Annotated in this window: 19 protein-coding genes; 9 read left to right on the top strand and 10 right to left on the bottom strand. The window is 69.7% G+C overall.

From position 1 onward, the window contains the following. Positions 1 to 7: 7 nt before the first annotated feature. On the bottom strand, positions 8 to 2,542 hold the full coding sequence (locus J2S43_RS16190) for an NACHT domain-containing protein (RefSeq protein WP_306829997.1): 2,535 nt from the start codon (positions 2,540 to 2,542) through the stop codon (positions 8 to 10). A 341-nt stretch (positions 2,543 to 2,883) separates the two neighbouring features. On the opposite strand from J2S43_RS16190, the gene J2S43_RS16185 reads away from it, so the two are divergent. The 7 genes from J2S43_RS16185 (at position 2,884) to J2S43_RS16155 (ending at position 9,310) form a co-directional block, all read left to right on the top strand. Beyond that, entirely contained in the window at positions 2,884 to 3,270 is a 387-nt protein-coding gene (locus J2S43_RS16185; RefSeq protein ID WP_306829995.1) for an AfsR/SARP family transcriptional regulator, read from the top strand. A gap of 724 nt (positions 3,271 to 3,994) precedes the next feature. Continuing rightward, on the top strand, positions 3,995 to 4,534 hold the full coding sequence (locus tag J2S43_RS16180) for a hypothetical protein (protein ID WP_306829993.1): 540 nt from the start codon (positions 3,995 to 3,997) through the stop codon (positions 4,532 to 4,534). A gap of 418 nt (positions 4,535 to 4,952) precedes the next feature. Then, a complete protein-coding gene (locus tag J2S43_RS16175; protein ID WP_306829991.1) occupies positions 4,953 to 5,894 on the top strand; it encodes a phosphotransferase family protein in 942 nt (313 codons plus the stop codon). A gap of 141 nt (positions 5,895 to 6,035) precedes the next feature. Beyond that, entirely contained in the window at positions 6,036 to 6,779 is a 744-nt protein-coding gene (locus J2S43_RS16170; RefSeq protein ID WP_306829989.1) for a lytic polysaccharide monooxygenase, read from the top strand. 212 nt (positions 6,780 to 6,991) lie between these two features. Beyond that, positions 6,992 to 7,648: a hypothetical protein gene (locus J2S43_RS16165; protein ID WP_306829988.1), complete on the top strand. Its 657-nt coding sequence runs from the start codon at positions 6,992 to 6,994 to the stop codon at positions 7,646 to 7,648. A 126-nt stretch (positions 7,649 to 7,774) separates the two neighbouring features. Further along, positions 7,775 to 8,614, top strand: a complete 840-nt coding sequence (locus J2S43_RS16160; protein ID WP_306829986.1) for a lytic polysaccharide monooxygenase — start codon at positions 7,775 to 7,777, stop codon at positions 8,612 to 8,614. Positions 8,615 to 8,698: 84 nt separating this feature from the next. Continuing rightward, complete coding sequence (locus tag J2S43_RS16155; protein ID WP_306829984.1) at positions 8,699 to 9,310, top strand: DUF305 domain-containing protein; 612 nt, start codon at positions 8,699 to 8,701, stop codon at positions 9,308 to 9,310. Positions 9,311 to 9,371: 61 nt separating this feature from the next. Here J2S43_RS16155 and J2S43_RS16150 read toward each other — a convergent pair whose 3' ends face one another. The 7 genes from J2S43_RS16150 to J2S43_RS16120 form a co-directional block, all read right to left on the bottom strand. Beyond that, positions 9,372 to 9,911, bottom strand: coding sequence for an acyl-CoA thioesterase (locus tag J2S43_RS16150; RefSeq protein ID WP_306829982.1), 540 nt, complete (start codon positions 9,909 to 9,911; stop codon positions 9,372 to 9,374). A 24-nt stretch (positions 9,912 to 9,935) separates the two neighbouring features. Next, positions 9,936 to 12,914, bottom strand: a complete 2,979-nt coding sequence (locus tag J2S43_RS16145; RefSeq protein WP_306829980.1) for an AfsR/SARP family transcriptional regulator — start codon at positions 12,912 to 12,914, stop codon at positions 9,936 to 9,938. Between the two features lie 308 nt (positions 12,915 to 13,222). Beyond that, a complete protein-coding gene (locus J2S43_RS16140) occupies positions 13,223 to 13,810 on the bottom strand; it encodes a hypothetical protein (RefSeq protein WP_306829978.1) in 588 nt (195 codons plus the stop codon). Next, on the bottom strand, positions 13,810 to 15,225 hold the full coding sequence (locus J2S43_RS16135) for a hypothetical protein (protein WP_306829976.1): 1,416 nt from the start codon (positions 15,223 to 15,225) through the stop codon (positions 13,810 to 13,812). The genes J2S43_RS16140 and J2S43_RS16135 overlap by 1 nt, the downstream gene beginning before the upstream one ends. A gap of 242 nt (positions 15,226 to 15,467) precedes the next feature. Further along, positions 15,468 to 16,382: a hypothetical protein gene (locus tag J2S43_RS16130; protein ID WP_306829974.1), complete on the bottom strand. Its 915-nt coding sequence runs from the start codon at positions 16,380 to 16,382 to the stop codon at positions 15,468 to 15,470. Positions 16,383 to 16,951: 569 nt separating this feature from the next. Further along, complete coding sequence (locus J2S43_RS16125) at positions 16,952 to 17,242, bottom strand: hypothetical protein (RefSeq protein WP_306829973.1); 291 nt, start codon at positions 17,240 to 17,242, stop codon at positions 16,952 to 16,954. Positions 17,243 to 17,353: 111 nt separating this feature from the next. Continuing rightward, positions 17,354 to 18,259 carry a helix-turn-helix transcriptional regulator gene (locus J2S43_RS16120; RefSeq protein WP_306829971.1) on the bottom strand — a complete coding sequence of 302 codons (906 nt, stop codon included), beginning with the start codon at positions 18,257 to 18,259 and terminating at the stop codon, positions 17,354 to 17,356. A 120-nt stretch (positions 18,260 to 18,379) separates the two neighbouring features. On the opposite strand from J2S43_RS16120, the gene J2S43_RS16115 reads away from it, so the two are divergent. Continuing rightward, entirely contained in the window at positions 18,380 to 19,249 is an 870-nt protein-coding gene (locus tag J2S43_RS16115) for an SDR family oxidoreductase (protein ID WP_306829969.1), read from the top strand. Here the strand turns inward: J2S43_RS16115 and J2S43_RS16110 are convergent. Continuing rightward, positions 19,246 to 20,034 (bottom strand): SDR family NAD(P)-dependent oxidoreductase, encoded by a 789-nt coding sequence (locus tag J2S43_RS16110; protein WP_306829967.1) that lies wholly within the window; start codon positions 20,032 to 20,034, stop codon positions 19,246 to 19,248. The two genes, J2S43_RS16115 and J2S43_RS16110, sit on opposite strands and share 4 nt — an antisense overlap. A 72-nt stretch (positions 20,035 to 20,106) precedes the next feature. Here J2S43_RS16110 and J2S43_RS16105 point away from each other — a divergent pair, with 72 nt between their 5' ends. Further along, the gene (locus tag J2S43_RS16105; RefSeq protein WP_306839301.1) at positions 20,107 to 20,883 is read left to right on the top strand and encodes an AraC family transcriptional regulator; all 777 of its coding nucleotides are present in this window, start codon (positions 20,107 to 20,109) and stop codon (positions 20,881 to 20,883) included. A gap of 24 nt (positions 20,884 to 20,907) precedes the next feature. Here the strand turns inward: J2S43_RS16105 and J2S43_RS16100 are convergent, their stop codons facing one another. Continuing rightward, positions 20,908 to 22,737, bottom strand: a complete 1,830-nt coding sequence (locus J2S43_RS16100) for an acyltransferase (protein ID WP_306829965.1) — start codon at positions 22,735 to 22,737, stop codon at positions 20,908 to 20,910. Positions 22,738 to 22,770 lie beyond the last annotated feature (33 nt).

Here is a 22,770-nt window from a genome sequence, read left to right as displayed (position 1 = left end):
CCGGTGCCTAGTTCTCCTTCGCGGCCTGGACCGGTGACTCCGCCTCTTCCAGGACTCTCGCCGCTCGCAGAAAGTATTCGGCCTCATCGCGGAAGAGGGATCCCGCGGGAATTCCTCTGATTTTCAACGTCGCTAGGAGGTGGGCCGCGAGAATATAACGGGACGCCGCAGCGTCGGTGTCGCCGATCGTATACAGGGCGTTGGCCGCAAAGGCCCAGAAGTTCGCGTTCGAGACATCCTTCGAAGGTGGAAGGTGGTCGTCTGCGTCCGCGATTATGCGTCTGATCTCCTCTGCGGCGGCCCCGCTCCTGTCCACGGAGAATCGGGACATGGCGAGCTCCAGCCGCGCCCCGAACGTCTTGTGGTGCCATTCACCGTGTGCCTGTCTCCTCTCGGCGACGATCTCGGCAAGACCGTCGAGGGCCCACGTGGTTCGGCGATGAACGGCACGCATATAGATCAGACTGCGCAGATCCCCGTCTTCGACTCGGCGAGCGGGCAGATCGGACAGCGCCGATGCCGCACAGTGCTCGAGAAGCAGATGGTGCCGGAATACATAGGCGTCCCCGTCCTGCCGCAGAACACCGACGCGGTCCGCATCCCGCCAGAACGTGAACAGCCGGGGCGGTATGTCGCCTCGCACCGTCAGGAACAGGCGGGCGGTGATCCACCGACCCCACGTAGTCTGCTGCCAGACCACGAACATCGACGTGAACACCAGGGCTGCGTTGCCAGCTACCTGACGTCTGTCGCCCGTATCCGCTCCGGCCAGGGAAAACGCGGCGACGGGTATCGCGACCGTGAGCGTGAATATCAGCGTCTCCGTCACGGACACGCGTCTCATCCGCCGTATCGAGGGCCGAAAGCCGCCGGCCGGGCCGCGTTGGACGGCCAGGCCGGACCGGAGGGTGGCTGCCGACGCGACCAGCACGGCAAGAAGCGTCATCTGCGCCCACGTGACCGCGAGTGACAGGAGCGCCTTGGGGCCGGATATTGACAGGAAGAGCGCGGCAGCGACTACGAAGCCAATGCTCAGGCCCAGCGCGACGCTGCGATACAGTCGATTCCTGGTCTGGCGTCCGGGGTCCGGAACACGTGGAGGGCGGTCTCGCCGGAAGAGTGCCCTCAGAGAGATGTCACCCCCGTCGTTCCTCGACGTATAGAACACTCCGAAGACAAGCGCCGCGAAACCGACGAAGAGCGGGGTGGCATCCACGCCACCCGTGATGACGACCGGCGTCATCACCGCGGCGATGATCGGCGCGCCGGACACAAACTGGGGCGAGTCGTGGTGCACGGACAGGTGCCACGGTGAGATGGTCTCCCGTCTGCCGGTCACGAGCAGCACGGCGAGCCGCTCGTGCCAGTATCGGCCCTCCGCCGCAGTCCAGCGGCTGACCCATCCCGGATCCCGCCGCGATCTCCGGCTACCGTGCGGAAGGTACCCGCGCTCAAGCAACGCGCCCAGCAGGTATTCTTCGACCGCTTCGGTAGTCGGGAATCGATCGCGGTCCTTGAGTTCGGCAGGTTTGCGGTCCGGGGCGTTGTAGACCACGTCGGCCATCGCCACGATCAATGGAGTTCGCAACATTCCGCCGGTGTTCGGGAAATCGTCCCACGCGGTCCGCACCTCACCGTTACCGGTGGCGCGACGGCGGGCCCGCGAACGCAGGAACGCGACCGCCTCGGGCGGTTCGAGGTCGTGCAGCGTAATGGCGGCGCTCGACGGCAGGACACCGTGCTCGCGGCAGGCTTCGCGGTACTCGTCCTCCCGGCTCACCAGAACCAGGCATGTCGCGCTCGTCAGGCCGGCGAGGATATCCGCTTGATGTCTGCGCGCCATCTCGTCGAACCCGTCGAGGATGAGCACCAGATTCCGTGAGGCAGCGAGCGCGCGCGCCCAGGCCGGATCGGAGGCGTGCGTCCGTCTCAGCAACTCCTGCGTCAGCCAGCCGCGCAGGTCGGTTCCCTCGGGCCAGTGCTGCGCACGAAGTAGAATCGGAACGATGCTCGGACCGCGTCGGCTCTCGAGCAATGATCGCGCCAACCGCATCGCGACCACGGACTTGCCCGACCCGGCTCTCCCGAGGATGACCAGTCGACGCGACGGGACCTTCAGGTATGTCCGTGCAATGTCGTCGAAGCGGCCGTCCAGGCGGATGACGCGGACCCTGTTACCCGGTCCACAGATCTCCCTCCAGTCGCTGTGCAGATCCGGCATGGAGTTGCTCCACCGGACGCTGAGCGGCACGCCATTGCCGAGCCCGACAGCGGCTTCGGCACGGGTCAGTTCGTCCAGCAGGTTCCGCCGCACCTCCGCCAGCAGCTCATCGTGTCCCGGATGGAGGGTGCTAGGCCGGTGAGCACCCGCAAGATCCAGAGAAACTCCGACGGCGGCCGCAGCGGCGGTCAGGCCGAGCACACTCATCGCGAGCAGCGTGGTGTGCCTGGCGATCCAACTGTCCGGCACCACGGAGGACAAAAGGTTCTGTGCCAGGCCGACTGCGGTGGCGAGCACAACGCCTGCGGCCACCAGGATCACTCGCGATCTGCGCATGATATCTCCCACCTGCGGCAGAGCTCGACGGACACGCAGAGTACCGGGCTTGTCGTTGCGGGATGGCCACGCCACGCATTATGACGACGGCGCGGCAGGTGGCGCTGGCCGTGGCCGTGCGCGGAGGTGGAGGGATCAGCCGACGTGGCTGCGGAGAGGGCGTCGGTATTGCCGTCGTTGTTGCTGAGGCGACGCCGGTGGTCTTCCAGTCGTCGGGGTGCGGTGCGCAGCGCGTCGCGTCTGCGCTTTGCTCACCAAAGCTGAGATGCCGACGCCATCCGAGGTCAGCGGCCTGGAGGGCGAGTGGAGCGGGTAGCGTTCGGCGGATGAGGGTGGGGCGGTTCGAGTATCGGGTGCTCGGGGCGCTTGAGGTGTGGTGGGATGGCGCGCCGGTGCGGGTGGGTGGGCCGCGGCATCGGGTGTTGCCGGCCGCGTTGTTGGTGCGGGCCGGGACGGTCGTGTCCGCTGCCAGGCTGGCCGAGATGCTGTGGGAGTCGCCGGAACCGCGGGCGACGGAGTTGCTCTATGTCCGTGTGGCGGAGCTGCGGCGGGCGATGCGGGACATCAGCGGGCGGCCGGTGACCGAGCTGGAGACGCACGACCAGGGCTATCTGCTGAGAGTGCCGGAGGATGCGATCGACCGGTGGCGGTTCGAGCGAGGCGTGGCTGACGGGCTGGAGAGTGCCCGGTCAGTTGTGCGGATCGGGGCATGAGCGGGCGCTGTCCGGTCGATAGGGTTGGGCGGTGTTTCTCGAGTCTGGTGATCTGCCGTGGGTCGGGGCTGCCCGTCGGCGGCTCGGGGCGGGCGACGGCATAACCGAGGTCTTTCTCGGCCTGCTGCGGGACGGCGTGGCGCCGGACGACGCTGCGGTCGCCGTGTGCGTCGCCGCCGGTTCCACTCCGGGGAGGCGGTCGCGCGGCTACGGCAGTTCGCCGGCCTGTGGGGCGTCCTCGAGCCCGGTGAGGAGGCGGACGGGCTCGATCTGCTCGTCGCGCATGGGTACTTCAAGCCGAACGCGGTTCTGGACGAGCGGCAGCAGGAAGCTCTGGCGAGCCTGAAGGCAGCACTGGCAACGGTGTCCAGGATGCCCAGCGGAGCCGCGGTCTCCTTGGAAGACGTGCCTGCGCACCGGCCGCCTCACCGAGGCGTTCGCGCAGCTGAGACGACTCGGCGTTGGGCGGTGGCCGGACAACACGCGGTTTTGGACCGCGATGCACCGAGCCGGCGAGATCCTCCAGTCGAACCCGAGCCGGCCCGATTCTCGGAGTGACATGTGCCCCGTAGTCTTTTGGATGTCCGGATACAACCTTCTGGACTGCGTGTTGCGTTGTCCGCACTGCGACGCGCTGAGGTCGGTGCAGGCTGATTTCAGGTTTGGGATGTTCGAGTCACTAGCGCGATGAGCGTGGGTGGACGGGTGATCTTATGCTCGTGCGGTGACTGTCCGGATGCGAGTGGTTCTCGCGGTGGTGCTGGTGGCTGTCGTGGCGGTGGCCGTCGCTGTGGTCGTCGTGGTGCGGCCGTTCGAGGTCGAACTGCCGTTGCGGGTCGCCTTCGCGGGCAGCGGCCGGGTTGATCCGCACGGCACCGGAGGCAGGGGCGTGCGCCCGTCGGTCGACGTCGCCCTGTCCAATGACGGCACGGAGCCGATCCGGGTCCACCGCATCTCCCTGAAGGACTCCGCCATGCTGGCCGACTCGCTGTACATCGAGACGCGGCACGGCGGCTTCACGGTGCAGCCCGGCAAGACGTTGACGGTCTGGGTACGGGCGAGCGGCGACTGCCCGTTCGATCCGCCGGCCTCGTTCTATCTTGAGCTGGAGGCCGGCTTCGAGGACGGCGAGCCCGTCGTGCGTGACGTCCGGGTCGGGCCGATCCCGAACGCCCTCCAGCGCATCGCGAACCGGGCCTGTGACCTGCCCGCCGGCGCGGATCTACCGGGCAAGGGCGAGGTCACCGCCCCGACTCCGAACTAGCCCAGCGGCACAGTGACACACCAGTGGCGGACGAGGAGCGTGCGATGGCGCTGTTTCGGCAGGCGGCCGAGCTCGGGCTGTCCGCGGGCGCGGCGGCCGTCGCCAAGGGCATGACCGCCGAGGGGCGGCACGCGGAGGCGCGGGAGTGGAATCGTCAGGCGGCCGAACTCGGGAACGCTCCCGGTATGCACGCCCTCGCGCAGCAGCCAGACGACCGCCTGTGGGCGGTCGACCTCGCCTCCGACGCCATCCCGCATGCTCCGGGTGGGGGACCGGAAGCGGCGTCGAGGAGGCGATGCGGATATGTGCGTCGCTGTCGGACGACGAGATCATTCAGGCCACCCGGGAGGCGGGACGCCCCGGCGATGCCCACCACATCATCGGGCGAGTCCGATCCGGTGACCGGTAGCCTCTGGCGATGGCGATCGAGCACGGGTACCGGCAGGAGCTGACGCGGGACTGGATCGAAGGCGTGCTCGGCCGGGCCGGGCTCGATGATCGGCTGGCCGAGGCCGGGGAACTCGGCGGCGGCACGTTCAACACGGTCTTCCGGCTGCGGCTGGAGGATGGCGCGCGGCTGATTCTGAAGGTGGCGCCGCCGGCCGGGGCGCCGGTCATGCGCTACGAGCGCGGGCTGCTGGCGGCGGAGGCGCTCTACTACGAGCGGGCCGCCGGACGAGCGCCGGTGCCGGAGGTCGTGCACGCGGAGCCCGGCCTGCTGATGATGACCGAGCTGCCGGGCACGACGGTGGCCGAGGACATGCGGCACTACTCGGCGGAGGCGCGGGCCCGCCTGCGTCATGCGCTCGGCGGCTACCTGGCGAACCTGCACACGATCACCGGGGACGCCGGGTTCGGATATCCGGCGGACCCGCTCCGGCCCACCTGGCCGGAAGCCTTCCACGGCATGGTGGACGCGCTGCTCGCGGATGCGGCCGATCACCGCGTCGAGCTGCCGAAACCGGCCGCGCAACTTCGGTCGCTGATCGACAAGGCCGGGCTCGGCGACGTCACGACGCCGGTTCTGGTCCACTTCGACCTCTGGGACGGCAACATTCTCATGTCGCGCGGCCGGGTCACCGGGCTGATCGACGCGGAGCGGGCCTTCTGGGGTGACCCCATCGCGGACTTTCCCTCGCTGTCGCTCTTCGGGGAGATCGACGACGACTTCCTGGCCGGCTACCGGGCGGCCGGCGGCACCTTCGGCGAGGCCGAGGCGCGCCGGCTCAAGGCCTATCAGGCCTACCTCTACCTCATCATGTGGATCGAGGGCGGTCCGCGGCGCTTCACCCCGGATCACCTGGAACGACGCAAGCGCGAACTCCGCCCCATCTTCGATGGATTCGACGTTTACTGTTAATTAGGTTTTCAGTAGACTGACGAGCACGTCAGGCGCCTGGTGGAGGGCGTTCCGGCGGTTGGGCCGCAGCGCTGTGCAGGTCAGACAGCGCGCAGGCATCGGCCGCGGCCCGTGAACCCCCCACCCGAAGGAGCCCGTCACATGCGGAGAAATCTCCTCACCCTGGCCCTGCTCACGCCGCTCTCGATCGTCGCGACCACGCTGGTCGTGGCGTCGCCGGCCAGCGCGCACGGCTACATCTCCTCGCCGCCGAGCCGGCAGGCGCTCTGCGCGAGCGGGGCGATCAGCAACTGCGGCGACGTGCAGTGGGAGCCGCAGTCCGTCGAAGCGCCGAAGGGGCGCACGCAGTGCAGCGGCGGCGTCGGCCGGTTCGCGCAGCTGGACGACGAGTCGAAGGGCTGGCCGGCCACGTCGGTCGGGTCCAGCGTCACGTTCAACTGGGTGCTCACGGCCCGGCACGCGACCAGCACCTGGCAGTATTTCATCGGCTCGGCCAAGGTCGCGGAGTTCAACGACGGCGGGGCGCAGCCGGGTGCGACCGTGCGGCACACGGTCAACTTCGGCGGCTACGGCGGGCGGCAGAAGGTGCTCGCGGTCTGGAACGTCGCGGACACGACGAACGCGTTCTACGCCTGCGTCGACCTGCAGTTCGGCGGTAGCGGCAATCCGGGGCCGTCGCCGACCCCGACGCCCCGGCCGACCGCGACGCCGGCACAGCCGCCGGCCACGCCTCCGCCGGCCGGTGGGACCTGGGCGGCCGGGGCGAGCTACCCGGCCGGTGCGACCGTGACCTACGGCGGGCTGAGCTACCGCTGCAAGCAGGCGCACACCGCGATCGCGGGCTGGGAACCGCCGAACGTCCCGGCGCTCTGGGACCGCGCCTGACGTGACCGTCCGGGCATCGTGGCGCGGTGCCCGGACGCAAAATCACAATCAAGCCCTTTCGGGGGTACGCCGGGGGCGCGCATCGCCGACGGCGGAGTGCCGCGGACACGGGTGCGCCGTCGCGCGCGGCCGCCCGTACCGTCAAGGGAATTTGATCTTTGTTAACCCGCTCGTCGCCGGGAGCTTCGCCGTGCCGTGCAGCAATGGTGATCGTGAGGAATGCACTGATCAGGGATGGTCTGCGGACGAGCGGCGGATTCGCCCTGCTGTTCGTGATGATCGCGGCGACCGCGTTGTTGATGTCGGGTGGGACCGCGTTGTTCTTCCTCGGCTACGGGATCATGGGCGTGCTCTACTGCGCCGGCGTGGCGCTGGTCGCGATGAAGTACGACCGGCGGCCGGGCGTGCCGATCCCGCGCGGCGCGGTGCTGGTCGCGTCCGGGATGTTTCTGCCGATGCTGGTCTGGCCGGTGCTGGGCTCGGTCTGGTACCAGGCGATCGCGGGCGATCGGGTCGAGGCGGTCGTGGAGAGTTCGACGGCGGCGTGGGACCGGGGGTCGACCACGAACGTGCTGGAGGTGCGGGTGGCCGGGGTCGGCCTCGTCCAGCCCTGGTGCGGCGAGGCGCCGGACGAGGGCGACCGGGTCGTGGTCTGGTCCGACCCGGGCGGCTGGGCGAAACCCGCGTCCCCCACCTGCGCCGGATACGCGCTCACGTCCGGCACCGCGGCCGCCATCTACGTGCTGATGGCCGGTGTGGCGGTGCGGCTGCGACTGTCCACGCTGGCCAGGGGTGACGCACCGCAGGGGCTGCTGCGGCTCGGATCGACGATCGGGCCGCTCGCGCACTGGGCTCGGAGAAGATCATAAAGAAGATTTAGGGAAGGCATGATCTTACTTTAGGTGACCTTCTTCTAGCGTGAGTTCCACGCTGAGTGATCCCCTCCCGCCGGGGATCGCGCAGCGGGTCCGTCCTACGAAGGAGCACCGTTCGTCATGCGTAGAACCCTCACCACCTCCCTGCTCGCGCTGGGCACCGTCGCCGGTTCCCTGGTGGTCGCGTCGCCGGCGAGCGCGCACGGCTACATATCGTCCCCGCCCAGCCGGCAGGCGAACTGCGCGAGCGGTGCGGCCAAGGACTGCGGCAACATCCAGTACGAGCCGCAGTCGGTCGAGGGCACGAAGGGCCTGACCAGCTGTGACGGCGGGCTGTCGCAGTTCTCGGTGCTGAAGGACGACTCGCGCGCCTGGCCGGTGACGAACGTGGGCACGTCCGCGTCGTTCAACTGGGTGCTGACCGCGCGGCACAAGACGTCGACCTGGCAGTACTTCGTCGGCGGCAAGAAGATCGCGGAGTTCGACGACAAGGGCGCGCAGCCGTCGGCGACGGTGCGGCACCAGGTGAACCTGAGCGGCTACTCCGGCAGGATCAAGGTGCTGGCGGTGTGGAACATCGCGGACACGCCGATGGCGTTCTACAACTGCGTCGACCTGAACGTGGGCGGCAACGGCGGCGGGAACGCTCCGGCCAACCCGGCGCCCGCTCCGGAGCAGCCGGCTCCCGCGCAGCCCGCACAGCCCGCCAACCCGGCGCCCGCGTCGCCGTCCGCGTCGGCCACGACGTCCGCCCCGGCGACCGGCGGAGGCAACACCGGCAGTGGCGACACGGGCGGCGGCAACTCCGGTTCCGTCACGGACTGGAAGAGCTGGACCGCCTACAAGACCGGCGACAAGGTCACGTTCGACGGCGTCACCTACGAGTGCCGCCAGGGCCACACCACGCTCCCCGGCTGGGAGCCGCCGATCGTCCTCGCGCTCTGGCTGCCGGTCAGCTGATTCTCCGTGCGGGGCCCGTTCCGACCGGCGGGCCTCGCACGGCTCTCTCGCCCACTGTCTTCGCATCCCGCTAGGAAGCCCACGATGACACGCCGCCTCGCCGCCGCCCTGCTCACCGCCGCCGCCCTGACCGCGGTCCTGACCGCCTGTGGCACCGCCCCCGCCGCGCCTTCCGCGTCATCGGACACCCCGCCGGCCGCCGCGAACGCCGCCCCGAACACCGGCGGGCGCAACGACCACGACGTGATGTTCCTGCAGATGATGGTCAACCACCACGAGCAGGGCGTCGCGATGGCCGAGATCGCCACCGAGAAGGCCACCAGCGACGAACTGAAGACGCTGGCCTCCGCGGTCGTCGCCACCCAGAAGGACGAGCTGACCACCATGAAGGGCTGGCTGACCGCCTGGGGTGAGGCCGACCGCGCCACCACCGACGTCAACCTGCACGCCGACCACGGCGGTCTGCCCGCCACCACGCCCGAGGAGATCGAGTCGCTGCGCAACACGCCCGCGGCCGACTTCGACGGCACGTTCCTCGCGCTGTTCACCGGCCACCAGCACAACGCGGTCGAGATGGCCAAGACCGAGTCCACCGAGGGCTCGAATCCCGACGCCAAGGCGCTCGCCAAGAGCATCGACGACTCCCGCACCGCCCAGATCCAGCTGATGCTGAAGATCAGCGCAGGCACGATCTAGCTTGGGTTTCAACCCGTGCTGAACCATCCGGGGGTACGGCGTGAGCCGTGCCCCCGTTTCGTCAGTCCGCGAGGACGTCGGCCTCGGTCATCGGCATGCGGGCCGCGGCGGTCCAGCGGCTGGTCCACTCCGGGGCCTCGGTGATCCGGGACTGCGGCACGCTGGCCATGATCTCCTCGCGCGAGACCGGGCCGCCGCCGCGGCGGACCAGGCGGATCGCGGCGATCACCCGGGCGACGACCTCGCCGTCGCGGACGAAACGGTGCTCGAAGACGACGTTCGGGCCGTCCAGTCCGAGGAAGCGAGTCTCGATCGTGAAGCGCTGCCACAGGCGCAGGCCGCGGCGGTAGCGGACCACCTGGCCGGCGATCACGCCGTACCAGCCGAGCTTCTGGAAGATCTCGCCGTAGCCGCTGCGGATCACGAACTCCCACCGGGAGAACGTGGCGAGGGTCAGGTAGGCGCCGTTGTTCATGTGGGCGAGCGTGTCCAGGTGGTGCGGCCACACCCGCATCGGCGAGTGCAGCGTGCCGAACGGCTCGACGGGGGACCGGAATCGGGATCTGATCAGGTGGTACGCGTCGGTGAGAGCGAGGAACATGCCGCCATGCTCGGTGATGGGCCTTCACGCGACCTTCAGATCCGCGCAGACCTCGTCGACCAGGCCGGTGACCGGGCGGGTGCGGCCGAATTCCCACCGCGCGTCGAATTCCTCGTCACCCAGCGTCTTCCGCAGGTGGGCGAGTCGCTGTTGCTGGAGGTCGGCGAGCCAGAAGAAGAAACCGCCGCCGGTGGTACGACGGAGCTCGTGACCGGCGGCGAGCAGTGTCACCTCCTGGCGGGGGCGGTCCAGGTCGCCGTAGACCAGCGCGGTGTAGAACAGCGCCAGCGACATGCCCCAGAGCAGGCGCTCCCCTGCCAACGCGCGAAGTGCCTGGCAGAGGCCGTCCGCGCCCGCGAGCGGGCCATCGATGTTGCGGGCGGCCTCGGCGTGCAGCAGGCGGGCGTAGGCGAGCGCCTCGGGGTCGCCGGCGTCGCGCAGGTGCGTCTCCGCCTCGGCGCTCAGTCCGGCGGCGCGTGGCCAGTCGCCGCGGGCGCTCGCGGACAGGCCCTGCTGGGTGAGCGTCCAGCCGAGCAGCCACGGCCAGTCCGCGGTCACGGCCACGGCGTGTGACTCGGCGGACAGGGCGTCGGCCCGGTCGATGGAACCGCCGAAACCCTCCGCGGTGGCGAGGCGTCGGAGCGCCAGCCCGTACCCCCGAAGGTCGTTGATCTGTTTGAAGATCGTCGCGGCCTCCTGGCCGGTGGTGCGGGAGACGGCGAGGTCGCCCTGCATCGAGGTGAGCAGACTCAGGCCGCTGAGCGCGCGGGCGTGGACCGCGGGTGGCGCTGTTCCCTTCGCGGTGAGCGCGAGCGTGGTCCAGCGGCGGCCGACCACGTACTGGCCGCGGCTGTGCCAGAACGTGCAGAGCGCGGCGGCGATCCGCATCGCGGTGGCGGCGTCGTCGCGGGCGACCGCCCACTCCATGGCGGCCCGGAACTGCTCCATCGTGGTGTCGAGCAGGTGCATCCAACGGTTCCGGGCGTTGCCGACCCGCTCGTTCCAGAGGGTGTCCGCGAGCCCGGCGACCAGGGCGGCGTGACGGTCGCGAGCGGCGGCCAGGGTCTTCTGCGCTGCGAGTTGCTCGAGGCCGTATGCGCGGAGGGTCTCCAGCATCCGGTAACGGCCGGACTCGCGCAGCAGCAGGGATTTGTCGACCAGTGCCGCGATCAGGCGGGCGGTCGTGGCGGGCGGGAAGAGGTCGGCGGCGAGCTGCTCGGCCCAGTCCAGGCCGAACCTTCCGGCGAACACGCTGAGCAGGGTGAAGAGGCGGCGCTCGTCGTCGGCGAGTAGCCGGTAGCTCCAGTCGACCACGGCGTGCAGGGTGCGGTGCCGGGGCGCGGCGGTCCGGTCGCCGCGGTCGAGCAGGACGAACCGGTCGTCCAGGCGGGCGGCGAGTTCATCGGGCGCGAACGCGTTCATCCGGGCGGCGGCCAGCTCGATCGCGAGCGGGAGGCCGTCCAGCTTCCGGCAGCTCGCGACGATCGCCGCCGCGGTCTCGTCGGTCAGGGCGAAGCCGGGATCGACGGCGGCGGCCCGCTCGACGAACAGGCGCACGGCCGGGGCGAGGCCCGCCTTCCTGGCGTCGTGGACCTCAAGGCCGTGCAGCGGCAGCAGGGCCTCGCCGGTGATGGCGAGGCGCTCGCGGCTGGTGGCGAGGACACGCACGCCGGGGCAGGCGGACAGCAGCGTGGCGGCGAAGGCGGCGGCCGCGTCCATCAGGTGCTCGCAGTTGTCCAGGATGAGGAGTCCGTCGACGTTCCGCAGGTGGCCGGTGATCAGGTCGGCGCGGGGGCGAGCGCGGTGCGATGGCAGGCCGAGGGCGTCACCGACGACGTCGGGGAGCAGATCGGGTTGTTCGAGCGCGGCCAGCTCGACGAGCCAGGCGTTCGGGGAGCGGGCGGCGATCTCGGCGGCGAGCCGGGTCTTGCCGACGCCACCGACGCCGGTGACGGTGACGAGGCGGTGGGTGGCGAGCAGCCGATCGACGGTGGCCAGTTCGCGCTCGCGGCCGACGAAGCTGGTCAGCTGCCTCGCCTTCGCGGGTCTCCTCGCGTCGGCGGTGCCGCGGGTTCCGGCGGAGCGCCGCGTTTCAGCGGCGGCCGGAGTTTCGCTGGTGTGCCGTGTTTCGCCGGTGGCCGGTGTCGGTTCGGCGGTGGGTGCTGTGTCGGCGGCGCGATCTGCTTCGAAGGCGGGTGCTGGCTCGCCGGTGCGCCGCGCTCCGGTGGTGGCCGGTGTTCCGGCGGTGTCCGAGTTCAAGATCGTGAGGTGCAGTTTCCGCAGCTCCGGGCCGGGTTCGACGCCGAGCCGCTCGGCCAGCTCCCGCCGGGCCTCGCCGAACGTGGCCACCGCCTCACCCACCCGCCCGGCCCGGAAACGGGCACGCATGAGCTGCTCCCAGAACCGCTCGTTGAGCGGATGCTCCGCCACGAGCGCGACCAGCCCCGCGATCATGTCCTCGTCCCGCCCCATGGCGAGATCGGTCTCCCCGAGCGCCTCGATCGCCCGGATCCTCAGCTCCGCAAGCCGCGCCGCCTCCGCCTCCACCCAGGACCGGTCCGCCACGTCCGCGAACGCCACCCCACGCCACAGCGCGAGCGCCTCCCGCTGCCGCCCGGCCGCTGCCTGATGATCGCCCCGGCGCGCCGCATCCAGCCCTTCAGCAACGCTCCGCTCGAACCGCCACCGGTCGATCGCATCCTCCGGCACCCGAAGCAGATAGCCCTGATCGTGCGTCTCCAGCTCGGTCACCGCCCGGCCGCTGATGCCCCGCATCGCCCGCCGAAGCTCGGCCACGCGCACGTAGACCAGCTCCGTCGCCCGCGGCCCCGGCGACTCCCACAGCATCTCGGCGAGCGCGGCCGCGGACACGACCGTCCCGGCCCGCGCCAGCAACGCGGCCAGCAGCGCCCGATGCCGCGGCCCACCCACCCGCACCGGCGCCCCGTCCCACCACACCTCAAGCGCCCCGAGCACCCGATACTCGAACCGCCCCGCGCTCATCCGCCGAACGCTACCCGCTCCACTCGGTCACCGGGCTAGCGATCGTGGCGGCGCCGTCAGCGGTCCGCCCCGGTGGCCAAGGCGCAGACGCCGTACGCGACGCACTGCAGCGCGTTCCGTACCGGCTTCACCCAGAACTCCCGCTCTCCGCACGCCCGGTCATGCCGATGAGAGTGCGTCTTGAAAGGGGCTATTTCAGACGAGGAAACTGTGTAGCTGTCGACCTTGGTCCGCCCCTGGAGAGCTAGGACCAGCATCCAGCCACCTCAAATCAGCAGCCCGAACAGGCATCATGTTGGGAAATTTGGTCAATTTGGGATCGTCTTCTTCGGGAAATCCACGGTCACGTATTCGGTGTGGGTCAGGCGTTCGATACTGACGTTCTCGGAGTCGTACCACAATGCTTCGACGCGCAGCCCATAGCGGTGCGGCGTCCTGGACACCAGCTTCACCAGGAAGGCGGCCGTCTCACCCTTGTCGAAGTTGAGGGGCTGCAATTGCTTGCCGAAGTTTCGCTTCCGGATGTCGACCAGATCTACGCCAGGGGCGAGTTCGGCCCGGTGCTGATACACCGTGATTGGAGCGGCCGTTCTGGTCGGTTGGCTGTTCGAGCTCGGTTCGCAAGTATTCACCCGCAGCCGGAGCGACCGCAGGATCGCCGGGCGTCCGCCGGAGTTGGTAACCGTGAATCGCAAATCGCACGAGTTGGCCCAGCTGACGACCTCAGCGACCTCGGGCACCGCGATCTGCAGCCAGGCGCGGTCGCGGCGGCTGTCGCGCCGGTCAATGAGATACGGTCGGATAACGCCGTGGAGCAGCGCGGCGAGAGCGAGGACAGCGATTAGTGCGGCGAAGGCACCCGTCTTACTGGTCAGGAATGCCGTTATCGAGTCCATTAATTTCCCGCTAGTTCGTCATCGACGTCTATTCCCAGTTCGGCCTCGACCGCCTTGACTATCTCTTGAACAATCTGTTCGGTCTTGTCCGGATCGAGTGCCGCCATCTGCCTCCTGATGTGCTCCTGCGTCGCCGGGTCGACATCTCGATATTCGTCGGACTGTAGCTCGCGCATGAAAAGCTTCGTGGAGTCCAGCAGGATGCGCTCACACTCATTCTTTGACTGCACCACAATGGCGACGTGATCCTCCGGTATTACATCCCCCATGTGGACCGCATAGAGCCACTCACGCCAGCCGTGCGCCACCACCTCCACCGCTTGCTCGAACGCCTCACGATCGACGCCGGAAAGCCGGTTTAAATATTTCCCCCGCAGCTGCTCGATTCCGGGACGGCAGAGCTCCATGGTCTCGTCCTTACCGAGCGACATGAACGGGAGACGGTACACCAGCAGGTTACGAGCCTGCCAATACAGAAATCCCGGCACTTCCATGTAGGATTCCAGGCCGCAGAACATGCATTTTGCGCGATTCAAGTCCCGCTTTAAGAAGATCATCTCGTCGCCGGCATTGACGGTGGGACACCGCTGATCCAGTACCAACGGAGTGACCGATGCGAAGATCATGCTGCATCTGGCGCAATGCGCCAGGCTCCCGTCCCACTCACCATCGAAACCTGACTCTTCGCAACATTCGATCGCAGCGTTCATTAGTGAAAGCAGAGTAGCGAGTGGTCCGAGCCCGGCGCCCTCCGTTGCACGACGCTGCTCGCTCAGCCACGCCGACACCGCACCCGGCCGTTCCGCTTCAACGGTGAAGCCCGCCTCCCCCAGCTGGCGGCGGGCAAAGATAAAGGCGAGCGCGTCCAAACGCGTGGCGGGAGCATCAAGCAGCAAGTGGGTGGCGTTCTCAACGGCTGCCACGACAGTGGCGGCCAGCTTGCTTCCGGATGTGCAGCCCGCGACGTCGTGCAGGACGCTAGCGGTGAAATGGGCCCATCGGTCGTCGCAGCTCGGCGCCGAGGTCAGGGCCACTGACTGGAAGCGGCGAGCCGCTTCGAGATGTTCCGTGAGGGTGAGCTGGGTGCCACCCACGGCTGCCAGGTAGTCGTTGAACGCCGCAATGAGTTCTGCCTGGTCTGCGTACGGATGCGGCAGTCTTGCCTGGGCGTTCTGTTGGAGGGTGAACAGGTAGACCATCAACGCCTGATGCGCGATGGCCTGCCATGGCTCATTGGACATAAACCGGACACGATAGTCGCACTCGGCGAGGAAGCTCGGATGGAAGTTGCGCTGCGCGTCGGCCACGGCGTGCTGTTGCTCGGTGGCATCGCGGGCGCACAGGAGTCGCCCCAGCAGATCCAGATTGCTTCGCCGATCGCGTGGCGTGAACAAGGTTGCGTCCTCGAGAGTCACCATTGCGGACCTCGGGGGTGGCGGCGGCGTCCAAGCGGCGTCATCTTCCCGAGAGTAGTGGGCCATGCACAGTCCGGTGAAGAGTGAAACCGCGCGAGACCGCTCCACGACGCATGTGTTTGTTCCCGCACCTCAGGCACGGGCTGCTACGGCCACCGGTACCGGCAATGAGAACCGTGAAAACGGATGCACGGATCTGCCGCCGACTGCGCGCTGCGTCCGTCTCTGCTCCGCACCCGTGTTCAGTCGTGTGGCAGCAGCATGCCGTTCTTTTCAGGCTGACCGGGGAAGCCGCCGTACACGCGGTTGGGGCCGGTGATGAGCGGGCCCACGCTGGCCTTGGTCAATTCGCGGACGGTCGCCCCGTCGTCGAAGCCGTTCTGGACGCAGCCGGCGTACCGCATGGTGACTTCCGCGGTTCCGGTCGCGGACCGGACCAGGAGCACGAGGACCTGGTCGCCGTGTGCTACCTCTGGTGCGCAGTCCGCCGGGGTGTCCAGGCTGCGCCCGACCGGTGCGGCAGCGATCTGCCGGATCTCGTCCGCTGCCGCCGCGCCGTCCAGGCGCAGGCTGGACAACAGACGCGGCGAGGACATCCGGGCGGAGCTCTCGTCCGGTAGTGGGTACTTGCAGACCGATACCGAGGTCACGTCGCGCAGGGTCCCGACGTTCACCGGCGGGGTGGGGCGCAGGTCCGGTCCGGTACTGATCCGGTGGCTGGTCGGGCAGCCGGCGTCGTCGACTCGCACCTGATGGATGGTGGCAGCGATCCGGTCGCGCCACTGCGTCGGCGCTTGAATGATCACCTCGGCACCGTCCCGCCGCACAGTCGTACGGTCGCCCTCGACCTCGGTGCCGTCGCCTTTGTCCGTACGGTCGAAGCCGACCGTCCACCCGGTGTTCGCGATCAGGAACTCGGCGGGCGGGCCTTCCTGGTCGATGTCGCAGAGAACGGCCGGGACCGGAGCGCCGGGCCGGGCGACCGCGGGCGGATGGTTGCCCGGTTTGATGCACCACGCGTCCAGCCGGAGCGCCTGACTGTCCCATCCCCAGTCGCTGGGCACGCCGACCTGGACGCCACCGAACGACTCCCACCGCCAGCCGGCCGGCAGCTCCGGCTGGTCACCGACCGGTTCCGCCAGCGATGGCAGGGGCACCGGTGCCGATGCCACCGGAGCAGGTCCCGCCGGGCGGGCACACGCAGCCACCAGGCCCACTGCCGTCACGATCGTGACCAGCCTGATCACGCTGTTGTGCATTACCCCTCCCACGGGGTCGAGCTGACGCTTCAGGCGATCGGACGCAGGCGGGGCATCACCGGTCCCGTTCGGATACCGCACGGTCAGGAACAAAAGCGACGTAGCGCCGCCTGCCGGTACGGCACGGCTGCCCGAGGGGCTTGATGATGATATCTGCGGCCGGATATCGGGCGTGCTCTTATAGCCGCGACCCTCGTGTGAGGCATGCCCCTGGTAGAGGTTCGTGTGCCGACCTGACGGCCGCCCCTCTGCCTATAGGTTGCCTCGGATCCGCTCGGCAAGGTCGGCCTGGGTGGTCGAGTCAACAGGCAGAACACCGTCCTCGGCCATGACGGCGTGGAACTGCTGCTGCTCGTGAGGAACTCGGTAGTGGGGCCAGGTGCCAGTGCAGATGCGGCAGGCGGCCGCCTCCACCCTGCTCGACCACAGCAGCCGTATGTGACCCAACGCGCTGATCAGTCGTTGCGTCAGGTTCTGGAAGGCAGGGCGAAGGGGAGGGGGAGGACCCGGCAGCGTTGCGCGAGCGGAAAGCGGGGCAGCACGTCGGCGATGAGGTCGGCCATACGTGCGGCGGACGGCCCGTAGAAGTACAGCGCGGTCTCTTTCGGACCCTGCCGGTACGACTGCATTCTGCCTTCCGCGCCGACGCTGTCGAGGAGCGCCGCGACGAGGTCGTTGATGTCGTTGGTCGCATCCTCGTCCGGCAGGTCGGTGCCGTTGAGGTGGATTGCCAGCCCTTCGGTCAGGCCGAATGTCACCGGCTCCCGGTCGTCGAGCCGGGCCGTCGATCCCTTCGGGGCGTGATGAACAGTCGGCCTGGCACGTCGTCACCATATCGGCAAAGATCCTCGGAATTCACCGGCGGGGAGTCAGGTGCGGGACCGCACTGCGTACTGGGCGGGAGTTTCTCCGTAGCGGGAGCGGAACGCGCGGATGAAGTGGCTGCTGTCCGCGAAGCGGAAGCGGGCGGCCGCTTCGGAGACGGTGTGGCCGGTGGAGAGCGCGGTACGGGCCTCCTCGAGGCGCCGCCGGCGGATGTAGGCGGTGAACGGCTCACCCGTTGAGGCGAAGGCGCGGCTCAGCGTCCGGACCGAGACGTGCAGGGCGCGGGCGACCGACGACGGGGTCAGGTCGGCCTGGGTGAGCCGACGATCGGCCAGGTCGCGCGCGGCGCGGGCCAGCGCGGGCGCCAGCACCGGCTCGGTCGCGTCGACCGCGTGCAGCAGCACGCCGCGGGTCAGCTCGATCAACGCGTTGCGGGCCGCGGAGACGCCCGCGTCGCTGAGCGAGTCGATCGTGTCGTGCAGCAGCCCCGTGTGGGCCAGCAGCAGGCGAACCTCGGGCGCGGCGGTGGAGCCCGTGATCGGTGCGCCGCCGGTGAGGTCGCCGAGGATGTCGAGCGGGACCGCGACCGTGTGCCCGACTGTCTGCGGAACCGTGCCGAAGCCGGTCAACCCGGTCGACCGGGACGCCAGGAACGCACCCGGCCGGACCGGAAACGTGCCCCGCTCGTAGTCGAGCGTCCACACCCCGCGCCGGACCAGATAGAACCGCAGCTCGTCCGGCTGGTACGGCGCCACCGGCGCGCGTACCGCGGTGGTGGTGTGGAAGTCGGTGACCAGCACGTCGCCGGCGCGGGAATCGCGGCTGCGCACGCGGGTGCCGGGCGCGGCCACGGCGGGTAGCGGCGCACAGCGGCTGATGTGCGGGAAGTCGCCGGGCAGCTCGGGGTGGGCAGCGGTGTCGACAAGGACCGTGCCCCGCGCTGTGCTCATGCGATCCATCGAACCACGCTGTCCGGCACGTTCCATTCGCTGGCCGCCGCGTTCAAGCCGGACATCCGCGCCCCTGTCTAGCTTTGCGAGCACAAGCAGCACAGGAAGTGAGACAGAACGATGAGTGACATCACCATCCCGCGCGTGGTCCTGGTGACCGGTGCGGCGAGCGGTTTCGGCCGGCTGACCGTGGAGGCGCTGGCCGGGCGCGGCCACACCGTGTTCGCCGGGATCCGCAACATCGAGGGGAAGAACCGGGTGGCGGCGGAGGAGCTCGACGCCACGAGGAACGTGACCGTCGTCGAGCTGGACGTGACGGACCAGGACGCCGCGACGCGGGCGATCGACACGATCGTCGCGACCGAGGGCCGGATCGACGTGGTGGTCAACAACGCCGGGCGGGTGTTCGCCGGGCCGGTCGAGGCGTTCACGGCGGAGGAGGCGCTCCAGCAGTACGACCTGAACGTGCTCGGTGCGCTGCGGGTGAACCGGGCCGCCCTCCCGCACCTGCGCCGGCGGGGCCGGGGCGTGATGATCCAGGTCAGCTCGACCGGGGCTCGGTTCACGGTGCCGTACACCGGGCTCTACACGTCGAGCAAGGCCGCGCTGTCCAGCCTCACCGAGACCTGGCGGCAGGAGCTGGCCTCGTTCGGCATCGAGTCGGTCAGTGTGGAGCCCGCACCGTACGAGACCAATCTCGGCGTGAACGGCGTGATGCCCGCGGACGCGGCACGGATGGAGCCGTATCTCCCGGCGCTCGGCGCGTTCATGACCGAGCTGGCCGCGCGGCAGGCCGAGGACGACCGCGACCCGCGGCCGGTCGCCGACGCGCTCGTCCGGCTCGTCGAGGCCGCGGACGGCACCCGCCCGTACCGGACCGTGGTCGCCCCGCCCGCGCAGGCCGCCGCGGTGGAGGAGCTGTACCGGGCCGGGGACGAGGCCGTCCGGCTCATCGCCGCGGACATGGGCATCACCGCCCACATGCGCTAGGCGACCATTCGTTCGGAGCGTTCCCACAGCTCACGGGCACGCACCGGGTCGACGGCGAGCCGGACCGGCCGGCGTTTCTCGTAGTAGCCGCCGGACACCCAATCGCGCGTCGTGGCCAGCCAGACCAGCTGCGCCGCGCTCCTCTCCGGCGTGGTCATCACGGCCCGGCCGAGCCGGCTGGCGTAGAGGCGGCGCACGAAACCGCGGCTGTCCCCGGCGAAACTCGTCGCGACCGTGCCCGGGTGGAACGCGACCGCGGCCAGCCCACGCCGGTGCAGCTCCGCCGTGAAGTACACGTTCTGCAGCTTCGCGTTCGCGTACGCGCGGACCGGCGAGTAGGAGCGCTCGCTCTGCAGGTCGTCGAGGTCGATCCGGCCGAGCAGCCGGCCGCCGTCGCTGGAGGTCTGCACGACGGCGGCCCGGCTCTCCGCCAGCCGGTCCAGCAGCAGCGTGGTCAGCAGGAACGGCGCCAAATGATTGACCTGGAACGTCCGCTCGAACCCGTCCTCGGTCACCGTCCGGTCGCCGAAGACGCCACCGGCGTTATTAGCCAGAACATCGATCCGGGGGTACGAAAGGAGCAGCGCCTCGGCGAGCGCGCGCACCTCGCCGAGACGGGTGAAGTCGGCGACGAAGCTGTCCGCGCCGATCTCGCGCGCGACCGCACCGGTCTTCTCCGGGGACCGGCCGACGATGACGACGCGGTGCCCGTCCCGGTGCAGCTGCCGCGCGGCCGCGGCCCCGATTCCGTCGGACGCGCCCGTGATCACGATTGTCTTGTGCATGGGAGCCAGGCTGCCCGCGGCGGCCGCCCGCCGGCTTGGAGAAAACGGACGTAGGTTTGCCCGGTGAGCGACATGTGCGACTGGGCCGACAGCGTGGAGATCCTGACCGGCACCGGCCCGGTCCCGGTGCTCACGCTGCTGCCGGACGTGTCCGCGTCGCTGATCTTCGGCGCGCTCGGCGACGGCGACGGCATCCTGGTCGCGACCGGTCCACGCAGCCGGGCTCAATTCCACTTCGCCAAGCCGCTGCGGTACGGCGTGCGCGTCCGCATCCGCCCGGGCCACGCGCGCGAGGTCCTCGGCGTGCCGGTCGCGGACCTGACCGACCGGATGGTGCCCGCGGCCGCGCTGTGGGGCGCGACCGGCCGTCCGCACGCCGAGCACCTGGCCGCGCTGGTCGCCGGGGAGCCACCGGCGCTGCCCGGTGCGGACGCTCTGTCGCTCTTCCCCGGCCGCTCGGTCGCGTTGCCGTCGCCGCTGCCGATGGCCGGCCGGGCCGTGTGGCTGTCCGCGGCCCTCGCGGAGCTGGGCGCGGGTGCGCCGATGCGGGCGGCGGCCGCGCGAATCGGCGTCGGGGAGCGCCGGCTGCGCACCGTCTTCGCCCAGGAGATCGGCGTGTCGCCGAAACACGCCGCCCGCATCCTGCGCCTGCGCCGCGTTCTTGCCGCTCAGGGCACCGTCGAACACGGCTGGGCCCGGGTCGCGGGCGAGCACGGTTTCTTCGACCAGGCGCATCTGATCGGTGACTTCCGCGCGCTGATGGGCGTCTCACCGGGCGCCTACGCGGCCGGGCGGCTCCCGGAGTCCGGGCCATGCCTCAAAGCACGATCATCAGCGGGTACGACGTGAGCCGCACCCGCTGACCGTCCGCGTCTACCAGCGCCGGTCGTCCGGTGCTTCATCCGCCGGCGGCTGATACGGCCGTCCGTAGCCGGGCTCCTGCCGGTAGGGGTCATGCGGGGGAGCCGGCTCTGTCTCGGCGGGCAGCTGATACCCGCCCTGCCCGGCAGGCGGCTGCTGATAGACGGCACCCCCGGCCGGCTGCTGGTAGGTCGCGCTCCCGGCGGGCTGCTGGTATGTCGCGTTCCCGGCCGGCGGCTGGTAAGGCGGGCTCCCGGCGGCGGGCTGGTAAGGCGCGCTCCCGGCGTGCTGCTGGTAGGGCGCGCCCCCGGCCGGCGGCTGGGAGGAGGTGCCACCGGCGGGTGGCTGATAGGACGGGCTACCGGCGGGTGGCTGATAGGGCGAGCCGCCGGTGGGCTGCCGGTAAGGGTCGCCGACGGACGGGTAGGCGGTGCCGCCGAACTGCGGCTGAGCCTGCGTTGCCGGCTGGGCTTGCGGTGCCGGCTGGGCTTGCGGTGCCGGCTGGGCTTGCGATGTCCGCTGAGCCTGCGGCGCCGACTGCGGGTAGTGCGCCCCGCCCGTCGGTTGCTGCGGATAGGCCGGGCCGGCGGGCGGGTAACCGCCGCCGAACTGAGGCTCCGGCGGGGCCGCCGGCTGCGCCGGGGACGGGGGTGTCGGCTGGGGCACCCGGACCACGCCGACCGCCCGGTCCTTCTCCGCCTTGCCCGCGGATATGGCCGCCTCCTCGTCCGGCTTACCGCCGCGCTCGCCGCGCGGTGTGACCAGCCCGAACCGCGCCGCCAGCTTCGTCAGCCCCCGCTTCAGCGCCTTCGCGCCGGGACGCTCGACATACCGGTGGATCAGCCATGCGATCCCGCACATGACCAACGGCACGACCAGTAGCAGTATCCAGCGGTTGACGTAGTCGTCGAGCCGGTTCCAGAGCACCACGCCGACCCGGTCGTGGATGAGATAGAGCGGGTAGGTGAGGCTGCCGGCGATCGCGAACCACGGCCGGCCCAGGCCGCGGGTGACGCGCAGCGCGATCAACGTCATCAGCACGAAGACCAGCAGCACCACGGTGACCACGACCGCGGTGTTGAAGTTCACCTCGTACCGTTCGCCGACCGCGGTCTTGAATTCGATCGCGCGGGCCACCGCGATCGCGGCCGACACCGTGAGCAGGGTGTACGGCTGCCACGACGTCCCGAACCTGTAGAGCAGGCTGAGCGCCATGCCGGCGATGAAGTACTGCGACCACTCCGGCTGGAAGACGAGCGTGGCGATCGTCTGGATCGGGCCGGGGAGCACGTTCGCGGCGAGGAGCAGGGAGACGGCGGTCCAGCCCCAGAGGAAGACCAGCACCCGGTTCTTCGTGATGCCGATCATCGTGAAGATGAGGATCATCACGTAGAAGCGCATCTCGGCCCAGAGCGTCCAGTAGACGACGTCCACGTTCGGGATGTTGACCAGCGAGTTGAACATGGTCAGGTTCGCCGCGTACTGCACGATGCTGATCGGGAACTGCCCGGCGCCGATCGTGGCGAGCACGATCGCGGTGAAGGTCAGCGCCACCCAGTACGCCGGGTAGAGGCGGGTCACCCGGGAGATGACGAACTCGGCCGGGCGGCGGCCCATCGCGCTGAGCAGGATGACGAAGCCGCTGATCGTGAAGAACAGGTCGACGCCGAGGTAGCCGTACTGGAACAGGCCGCCGAGCTCGGGGTAGCCGGTGCTGGTGTGCGGCTCGGGCCCGGCCGCGTTCGCCCACGCGTAGTGGTAGAACATGACGGCGACCGCGGCGAAGATGCGCAGCCCGTCCAGCTCGTACAAGCGGTCGCGCTCCGCGGACTGCTCTGTCACGGCGACTCCCCTTAGACTTCGTCGGACGGAGGG

It is taken from the genome of Catenuloplanes nepalensis, from assembly GCF_030811575.1.
Lineage (GTDB): Bacteria > Actinomycetota > Actinomycetes > Mycobacteriales > Micromonosporaceae > Catenuloplanes > Catenuloplanes nepalensis.
Note: the sequence above shows the minus strand (reverse complement) of the source record. Positions and strands in the feature narration are given on the sequence as shown.

What these genes read in the sequence shown, in the direction of transcription:
- J2S43_RS16185 (WP_306829995.1), top strand. Translation starts at nt 2,884, where the DNA reads ATGAGGGTGGGGCGGTTCGAGTATCGGGTGCTCGGGGCGCTTGAGGTG.
- J2S43_RS16175 (WP_306829991.1), top strand. Translation starts at nt 4,953, where the DNA reads ATGGCGATCGAGCACGGGTACCGGCAGGAGCTGACGCGGGACTGGATC.
- J2S43_RS16170 (WP_306829989.1), top strand. Translation starts at nt 6,036, where the DNA reads ATGCGGAGAAATCTCCTCACCCTGGCCCTGCTCACGCCGCTCTCGATC.
- J2S43_RS16160 (WP_306829986.1), top strand. Translation starts at nt 7,775, where the DNA reads ATGCGTAGAACCCTCACCACCTCCCTGCTCGCGCTGGGCACCGTCGCC.
- J2S43_RS16155 (WP_306829984.1), top strand. Translation starts at nt 8,699, where the DNA reads ATGACACGCCGCCTCGCCGCCGCCCTGCTCACCGCCGCCGCCCTGACC.
- J2S43_RS16150 (WP_306829982.1), bottom strand. Translation starts at nt 9,911, where the DNA reads ATGTTCCTCGCTCTCACCGACGCGTACCACCTGATCAGATCCCGATTC.
- J2S43_RS16145 (WP_306829980.1), bottom strand. Translation starts at nt 12,914, where the DNA reads ATGAGCGCGGGGCGGTTCGAGTATCGGGTGCTCGGGGCGCTTGAGGTG.
- J2S43_RS16140 (WP_306829978.1), bottom strand. Translation starts at nt 13,810, where the DNA reads ATGGACTCGATAACGGCATTCCTGACCAGTAAGACGGGTGCCTTCGCC.
- J2S43_RS16120 (WP_306829971.1), bottom strand. Translation starts at nt 18,259, where the DNA reads ATGAGCACAGCGCGGGGCACGGTCCTTGTCGACACCGCTGCCCACCCC.
- J2S43_RS16115 (WP_306829969.1), top strand. Translation starts at nt 18,380, where the DNA reads ATGAGTGACATCACCATCCCGCGCGTGGTCCTGGTGACCGGTGCGGCG.
- J2S43_RS16110 (WP_306829967.1), bottom strand. Translation starts at nt 20,034, where the DNA reads ATGCACAAGACAATCGTGATCACGGGCGCGTCCGACGGAATCGGGGCC.
- J2S43_RS16105 (WP_306839301.1), top strand. Translation starts at nt 20,107, where the DNA reads ATGTGCGACTGGGCCGACAGCGTGGAGATCCTGACCGGCACCGGCCCG.